The sequence below is a fragment of the Komagataeibacter melaceti genome (assembly GCF_003403295.1).
In the GTDB taxonomy this organism is placed as follows: domain Bacteria; phylum Pseudomonadota; class Alphaproteobacteria; order Acetobacterales; family Acetobacteraceae; genus Komagataeibacter; species Komagataeibacter melaceti.
On sequence record NZ_QUWV01000055.1, the window covers coordinates 41,681 to 49,803 of the forward strand.

General features: G+C 65.5%; 7 protein-coding genes. 3 read left to right on the forward strand and 4 right to left on the reverse strand.

Going from position 1 to position 8,123, the window contains the following annotated elements:
• Positions 1–3: 3 nt before the first annotated feature.
• On the forward strand, positions 4–2,139 hold the full coding sequence (locus DY926_RS07350) for a VWA domain-containing protein (protein ID WP_186336105.1): 2,136 nt from the start codon (positions 4–6) through the stop codon (positions 2,137–2,139).
• 115 nt (positions 2,140–2,254) lie between these two features.
• On the forward strand, positions 2,255–2,851 hold the full coding sequence (locus DY926_RS07355) for an ankyrin repeat domain-containing protein (protein WP_116702782.1): 597 nt from the start codon (positions 2,255–2,257) through the stop codon (positions 2,849–2,851).
• Positions 2,852–2,864: 13 nt separating this feature from the next.
• Here the strand turns inward: DY926_RS07355 and DY926_RS07360 are convergent, their stop codons facing one another.
• The 4 genes from DY926_RS07360 to DY926_RS07375 all read right to left on the reverse strand — a co-directional run bounded on the left by DY926_RS07360 (position 2,865) and on the right by DY926_RS07375 (position 6,360).
• Entirely contained in the window at positions 2,865–4,124 is a 1,260-nt protein-coding gene (locus DY926_RS07360) for a DNA adenine methylase (RefSeq protein ID WP_241503104.1), read from the reverse strand.
• A 10-nt stretch (positions 4,125–4,134) separates the two neighbouring features.
• A complete protein-coding gene (locus DY926_RS07365) occupies positions 4,135–5,238 on the reverse strand; it encodes a site-specific DNA-methyltransferase (protein ID WP_116702784.1) in 1,104 nt (367 codons plus the stop codon).
• Positions 5,239–5,245: 7 nt separating this feature from the next.
• The gene (locus tag DY926_RS07370) at positions 5,246–5,899 is read right to left on the reverse strand and encodes a ribonuclease HII (protein WP_116702788.1); all 654 of its coding nucleotides are present in this window, start codon (positions 5,897–5,899) and stop codon (positions 5,246–5,248) included.
• 158 nt (positions 5,900–6,057) lie between these two features.
• On the reverse strand, positions 6,058–6,360 hold the full coding sequence (locus tag DY926_RS07375; protein WP_116702785.1) for a CsbD family protein: 303 nt from the start codon (positions 6,358–6,360) through the stop codon (positions 6,058–6,060).
• A 91-nt stretch (positions 6,361–6,451) separates the two neighbouring features.
• On the opposite strand from DY926_RS07375, the gene DY926_RS07380 reads away from it, so the two are divergent.
• The gene (locus tag DY926_RS07380; protein ID WP_408886038.1) at positions 6,452–7,924 is read left to right on the forward strand and encodes an MFS transporter; all 1,473 of its coding nucleotides are present in this window, start codon (positions 6,452–6,454) and stop codon (positions 7,922–7,924) included.
• Positions 7,925–8,123: the final 199 nt, after the last annotated feature.

Consider the following 8,123-nt stretch of genomic DNA (forward strand, 5'->3'; position numbering starts at 1 on the left):
GACATGCCCGACCTGTCACGCCACATGATGGCATTCAGCCCCCTCATCCCCATGTGGGCCATCTACCTGCTGCTGGCCGCCGCCATCGTGCTGACGGTGTCCGGCCTGCTGCGCCGGGTGCGTGGCAGCCTGTGGCGGCTGCTGGCGCTGGTGGCGGTCATCGCGTGGCTGTGCAACCCCCAGCGTATTACCGAAACATGGCGCCCCCTGCCGGAAACGGCGCTGGTGGTGGTGGACCAGTCCGCCTCCATGTCCGAACGCAACCGCGCGGACATGGCGCGCAACGCCGCCGAGCAGGCGCAGGCCGAGATGAACCGCGTGCCGGGGCTGGTGCCCCGTATCGTGACCCTGCGCGAGACCCGGCATGGCGGCACACGGCTGTTCGAGACGCTGCAGCAGGCGGCAGCCGACATCCCGCCCTCGCGCCTGGCGGGCGCGGTCCTGATTACGGATGGCGAGGACCATGACGTTCCGGCCAGCGTGCCCGACATGCTCAACCCCGATGACGGGCACGGCCACCGCACCGCCCTGCCGCTGCACGTATTACTGACGGGCCGGGGCGAGGAAACCGACCGCCACCTGCGCGTGCTGCAGGCCCCGCCCTTCGCCATCGTGGGCAAGGACGTAACCATCCGTGTGGAAGTTGACGACCAGGGCGCGCACCCCGCCCCCGACGCAACCACACAACTGACCCTGACACTGGGGGATGGTGCCAGCTTTACCCGCCCCGTCCGGATCGGCCAGCCGCAGGACATTACCCTGCCCGTCACCCACCCCGGCGAGATGCTGGTCGGCCTGTCCGCCCCGGAACTGCCCGGCGAGGTCTCGACACGCAACAACCATGATGTCATCCGCATCAACGGCGTGCGCGACCGGCTGCGCGTGCTGCTGGTGTCCGGCACGCCAAACCAGGGCGAGCGCGTATGGCGGCGGCTGCTCAAGGCCGACCCTTCGGTCGATCTGGTGCACTTCACCATCCTGCGCCCACCCGACCGCGATGATGGCACGCCGCTGTCCGATCTCGCGCTGATCGCCTTTCCGGTCAATGAACTGTTCCAGCAGAAGATCGGGCAGTTCGACCTCATTATTCTGGACGGGTTCGAGAACCGGGGCATCCTGCCGGAATCCTACCTGCGCAACATCGTCAACCACATCCGCGCCGGTGGCGGGCTGCTGCTGATCGGCGGGCCCGAATTCCTTACCCCCGGCTCGTTGCAGGATACGGCGCTGTCCAACATCCTGCCTGCCCATGTCTCGACAGGCGACGGCATGGCCGTGCAGCGTTTCCGGCCCGACCTGACCGATACAGGCCAGCGCCATCCGGTAACCTCCGGCCTGCCCGGCGCGCCGGAGCATGCGGGCGCCACGCCGGGCTGGGGGCCGTGGTACCGCAGCCTGCGCACGGACGCATCCCGTGGCGAGGTCCTGATGACCGGGCCCGACCGGCAGCCCCTTCTGGTGCTTGACCATGCGGGAAAGGGGCGTGTCGCCTTCCTGCTGTCGGATCAGGCATGGCTGTGGTCACATGGCGAGGGCGGTGGCGGCCCGCAGTCGGAACTGCTGCGGCGTATCTCGCACTGGCTGATGAAGGAGCCGGAACTGGAGGAAAACCAGCTTGAGGCCACCATCACCGCAGGGCAAATGACGATCACCCGCCGCGCCATCACCGCAGGTCCGCCGCCGGTGGTGCATGTGATCGCACCCGATGGCGCGATACAGTCGGTCACGCTGGAACCTGCCGACAATACCGGCCTGAGCCGCGCCCGCCTGCCCGCGCGCCAGGACGGGATATGGACCGTGCGCGATGATGAGGGCCATGAAGCCTTTGCCGCCCCCCGCGCCGAAGACCCGGTGGAGAGTGCTGACCTGCGGGCCACGGCCTCCATCCTTACCCCGATCGTGGCCGCCACGGGCGGGGGCATACACTGGCTGGGCGATGACCCCCGCCACCCGTCCCTGCCACAGTTCGTGATGGAAAACGGCAGGCATGGCTCCTCAACCGGGCAGTTCGCCTTTCCCGCGCGCGGGGCGCACAGTGTCTCGGGGCAGCAGGCGCGCACCCTCCTGCCCGCATGGGCCGTGGGCGTGTTCGTGATCCTGATGCTGCTTGTGGCATGGTGGCGGGAAAGCCGTGCATGACGCAGATATGATTAGATATCGCATCCGCCGCCATTTTGCGCTAATCAACAGGCCTGTCCGGTATCGTGGTGGTCGTGCCGCGCGACGGGCCGGACGCTCACTCTCGGGACAGGACATGATTTCCAGATCCGGTATATATCTTCTTGTCACCGCCCTGTTCGCGGGCGTGCCTGCCGTGTGCGTGCCTGTCCAGATGGCGCACGCGCAGGAAGCCGACGATGCCGAGGCGGAAGCCGAAGCCGCTGACGCCGCAAAAAAGGCCGAGGCCCGCCGTGCTGCAAAGGCGGCTGCCCCGCCTGCCGCCCTGCCCGGCGCTGAATCGCGTGAGGAAGAACACGGCCACGCCAATTCCGACATGAACCCGACGGATGCGCTGTTCGACGCCATCAACCGCGGCAGTCTTGGCGCGGCGAAGGAAGCCCTGAACCGGGGCGCCGACATGACCGGGCATAACGAACTGGGCCAGTCGCCGCTGGATATGGCGATCGACCTGAACCGCAACGACATCACCTTCCTGCTGCTGTCCATGCGCACCTTTTCGGATTCAGACCCGCATTTCGCCTCCAACAGCCTGGAGGAAGGCGGGGATGACATGCCGCCGCTGACCATGCCCCGGCATGGCTCGACCCATGCTTCGGCGGACCGGCGCTACGATGCATCAGGCGGACATGCCGAACCCTCCGTCGGGTTTCTGGGCTTCGGCGGCAGCTAGCCCGTCCGACCTGTCAGGCCGGGGCGTTCAGGCCCGCCTCGATCGTGGTGATTTCATGGGTGATTTCATCTACCCCGCGCGTGGCGCGGCGGCGGGTATTGGTCAGCAGGATGAATTCCACCGTCATCGGGCGGGGGGAATAACGCTGGCTGCTCACACGGTAACGCTTGTAGCTGCGGGTAAAGACCTGCACATCACCACGTTCATGGTTGGCGCGGACCATATCCACAAGGGGTATGAAGCCGTCCGTGCTGTAGCTGGTTGCGATCCAGTGGGTGGGCAGGCACGATAACAGGCTCCTGTACGCCGCCAGCGCCTGCCTGCGGTAATTGTAGGGGCTGCGGCGCTGGGTGCGCCAGTCCTGCCGTATGGCTGCCTTGTCCCGCCCGGTGATCTTGGGGGCGAGTTCCGGCCCGTCCCACAGGGCGATCGTGTTGAGCACGTGGTAATTCGCGCCATAGGGATGCTGGTTATAGGGCGGGTCCACATAGGCAATGGCGCCCTCCCCCACATGGTCGGTCAGGTTCGCGGCCAGTTGCTGTGCATCCATGCGCAGGACGGGGTTGTCACGCCCGTTATCAAAAAAGCAGGCCGGACGCAGGCTCAGTTCCGCCGCGATACGATAAAGTGCGGTGCCGGTGCGCCCGCCCCAGCCATGGTGAAATCCCTTGAACAGGCCGCTGGTATTGCTGTTGTAGCTGGCGCTGTACAATAACGGGGCCAGCAGGCAGGCTTTCTGCCCTGCATCAAGCAGGCCGTCCTGCTCCCATTGCGCGATGCGGTTGCGGATGGCGTCAATGCGCATGCCGTTCTTGCGCATGTAGAACATGCGGTCGCGCGCAGTGTCGTAATGCACGTCATCATCGGGGCAGAGGTGTTGCGTGACCCACCCTTCCTCGGGCGGCAGGGCATTGAGTTCGGCAATGACCTGATCGTAACTGCGCCCACCGTGAAAGACCGGGGCCGACTGCATCCCCACATGGCAGCGGTTCAGCAGTTCGCTATAGGGTTCCCAGTCATTGGATACGACGCGGAAGCCAAGGCTCTTGGCCAGGCGCGAGACAACCCCCGTCCCGGCAAACAGGTCCACGAAATCGGTCCGTTGCGGCACCGCGCCGGTTGCGGCGATGGCCTGCGCGATCAGGCCCAGCAGCTTGCGCTTGTTGCCGATATAGGGGATCAACTGGCTGAACAGGTAGTCATCCGTCGCAACGGCGGAATGACGCGTAGCCTTCCACTGCGTTGCAGCCGTCATGTCCGTCCCATGAGCCATGACCATGCCATCAGGACGCGACGGCTGACTGCTCCGCCCGGATTTCGCCCCGCAGTTCATCAAGCTGCACCATGGTATCCCCCCGTTCAAAATACCAGAATGTCCACCCGTTGCATGATGGCGCATTGGTCAGGGTCGCGCCCATCTTGTGAATGGAGCCACGGTTGCGCCCGCTGACCAGCGTGCCATCGGGCGAGACGGTGGCCCGCACGCGCTTCTGCCGGTCCATGAGCACCGTGCCCGCCGGCACCATCCCGCGTTCGACCAGCAGGCCAAAGGGCACGCGCGGGCTTTCGCGCCGGGCCGGGGTGGTCAGCACGCTGTCCAGCGGCACGGGCTTTTCGCGCCGGGCGCGGCCGATCGCGGCCTCAGCATAGTCCGGGTGGCGCTCGATCCCGATAAAGCGCCGCCGCAGCCTGCGCGCCATGGCAGTCGTGGTGCCGGTGCCCGCGAACGGGTCCAGCACGACATCATCCACATTGGTCGAGGCGACAAGCACGCGGTGCAGCAGGCTTTCGGGCTTCTGCGTGGGGTGCAGTTTCAGCCCGTGCTCGTTACGCAGGCGTTCGCCGCCGGTACATAGCGGCAGGTACCAGTCGGAGCGCATCTGCACATCGTCATTGAGCGCCTTCATCGCCTGGTAATTGAAGCGGTAGCGGCTGTCCGGCCCCCGCGCCGCCCAGATCAGGGTTTCATGCGCGTTGGTGAACCGGCGGCCGCGAAAATTGGGCATCGGGTTGGATTTGCGCCAGATGACGTCATTCAGTATCCAGAACCCCAGATCCTGCAGGATCGCACCGATACGGAAAATGTTATGGTACGATCCGATCACCCATATCGTGCCGTCCTTGCGCAGCACGCGCCGTGCCTCACCCAGCCAGGCGCGGGTGAACGCGTCATAGGCCTTGAGATCAGCAAACTTGTCCCAGTCATCATCCACGCCATCGACGATACTGTCATCGGGGCGGCGCAGTTCGCCACGGAGCTGGAGGTTGTAAGGCGGATCGGCAAACACGCAGTCGATCGAGGCATCGGGAAGCGTGCGCATCATTTCCACGCAGTCCCCCCGCAGCACCTGGTCCAGAGGCAATTCCATCATAACCGCACCGCTCATGATCTGTTCAGCATGATGGCTGCTCCGTGCTTGGGGGTGAAAACCGGGGAATGGAAGCCTGCACGATGCGGCGCACCGTCCCGAAGGCAAGGCGATGGTGCGGGCTGACGCCATCGGCTTCCAGCGCCGCACGGTGGATGGGGGTGCCGTAGCCCGCGTTGCGTTCCCAGCCGTAGCTGGGCCAGCGCAGGGAAAGCCGCGTCATGAGCCGGTCACGAATGACCTTGGCCACGACGGACGCCGCCGAGATGGAGAGGCTGATCGCATCCCCGCCCACGACGCATTGCGCCGGGCACCCGAAGCGGGGTGCGGCGTTTCCATCAACCAGAACCAGTTCAGGGGGGCGCGGCAGGCGCGCGACGGCACGCTGCATGGCGATCCATGACGCGCGCAGGATGTTGTGCTGTTCGATTTCCGTAACCGAGGCGGCACCCACGCCGATCAGGATATCGGGGGTGCCGTGCAGGATATCGTAAAGCTGCTGCCTTACGGCGGGTTTCAGCTTTTTTGAATCATCCAGCCGTTCGGCCAGCACGCCCGGCACGCCGGAGGAGAAGATGACCGCCGCCGCGACGACGGGGCCAGCCAGCGGGCCGCGACCAACCTCGTCCACCCCGGCGACCAGTCCCCCATGCGCCTGCTCAAGCGTGTAATCCGGCATCCATTCCTTCCCGTCCGGATGCGAATCGACCTGTAACTGCCCGATTCGCATCCGATTTCCGTTCTGAAAGGATGGAAACCATTTTTATGCAGGGTTGCGCAAGATGCTGTGGACTCATCGAGTCCCTTAAAATTAAAAAAAAACGACTCGGGGCTGTATCAGCCCTTGCGGCGGGGGATGAAAATAAGCCCCATGATGGTCCCGAGTGCTGCCGCGATACCCAGCGAGAACAGCGGGCGTTCGCGCACGAAGGTCACGGCGCGTTCGATCCGGCCCTCGCCTTCCTCGTACAGATCGGCAAATTCCTGGCGCGCCATACCGGCAAGCTGGTCAACCTTCCCCTCCGCCTGCAGCCCGGCGTCACCGGTCAGGCCACCGGCGGCATCCTTCAGGCGGCCTACGCCCTGATCCACGACGCCAGTGGCTTTGGTCTCGATTGTGTTGGGGGTGTCGTCCGACATTCTATTCGCTCCATGATAGCGCAGGTGTGTAACGTAACCTCATAACGCGGCGATGGCGCATCGGGTTCCGTACCGTCTATCATGCATCATCATGCCCCCCTTGACGACAGCCGCCACCGCATTGCCCCGGCCCCCTGCGGGCATGGCCTCCGTTTCCACCAGATACAAGCGGTTCATGGCCCTGATCGTGGCCAGCCTCATGATGATGGAACAGATCGACGGCACGGCGCTGGTCACGGCGCTGCCCGCCATGGCGCGCGACTTCCATGTCGATATCCCGCAGACCAGCATCGCCCTTACGGTGTACATGCTCGGGCTGGCCGCACTCATTCCCGCATCGGGCCACATGGCGGAGCGTTTTGGCAGCCGGACGACGCTGCGCTGCGCCATCATGCTGTTCCTGTCCGGCTCGCTGCTATGCGCGTGGGCGCCCAGCCTGACGGTGCTGGCGCTGGCGCGCATGGTGCAGGGCGCGGGCGGGGCGATGATGGTGCCGGTGGGGCGGCTGGTCATCCTGCGCACGGTGCCCAAGTCGGAACTGCTGTCCGTCATGGCGTGGGTCATGCTGCCCGCCACGATCGGCCCCATGTCAGGGCCGGTGCTGGGGGGGCTGCTGACCACATGGCTGTCATGGCGGTGGATTTTCTACATCAACCTGCCGCTTGGCCTGCTGGCCATCGTGCTGGCGGGGCGTTTCATCCCGCAGTCACGGGCCAGCCAGCCCCCACCCTTCGACCTGAAGGGCAATATCCTGTCCGCCACCGCGCTGGCGGGGCTGATATTCGGCATGGAACTGCTGACCCATCCGGGCTTTCCGCGCCCGCTATCGGTGGGGCTGCTACTGCTGGCCCCCATCTGCGCCGTGGCCTATCTGCGCCATGCGCGCGGGCTGGCGCACCCGGTCCTTGACCCGGCGCTGCTACGGATCGCGACCTTCCGCATCTCGGTCCTGGCGGGCGGGCTTACGCGCGTGGCCACCGCCGGGATCATCTTCCTCCTGCCCTCGCTGCTCCAGACCCGGTTCGGGGCCAGCGCGGCGCAGAGCGGGCTGATCACGTTCATCGCGCCGGTGGGGGCGATCATCATGCGTTCCGTCGCGCCGGGCATCTATCGTGGCCGGGGGTTCCGCGCAGTGATGTGCGCGGCCAGCCTCGTGCTGCCGTGCATATGCGGGCTGCTGGCCCTGTTCCGCCCCGGCATGGGCATGGCGTGGCTGCTGGTGCTGCTGGGCGTGAACGGCATGGGGCAGACGCTATTGTTTACCGGCTACAACACCGTGGCCTATGCCGATGTGCCCCCCGCGCGCATGAGTGCGGCCACCAGCCTGTACGCCACCTGCCAGCAGGTGATGCTGACACTGGGCATATGCCTTGCGGCGGGGGCGCTGGCCATCTTCCACCTTGTGCCGCCCGTATCGACGCGGGGGCTGGACTACAGCCTGACATTCATGATCTGTGGCGGGGTCGCGCTGCTGGCGCTGCCCATCCTGCGCGGGCTGTCAGCCAATGCGGGCGCATCCGTAAGCGGGCATGACGGCGCATCCGCCGGAAAGGACGCGGACTGAAATACCCCGCGGATTTCCACTTACGCCCTTTGGCGAGAGTGTTACATTCATTAACCCAGTCCATCCAGCACCCATGGTAATACTATGGCAGAGTCGATCCGTGACCCTATTTTCGTGATGGCCCGGCCCTTCATACAGCAGGCAGAAAACCGACCGCATGGATACACCTCCCTCCCCGTCCCGCCCCCCGGTCAACGAC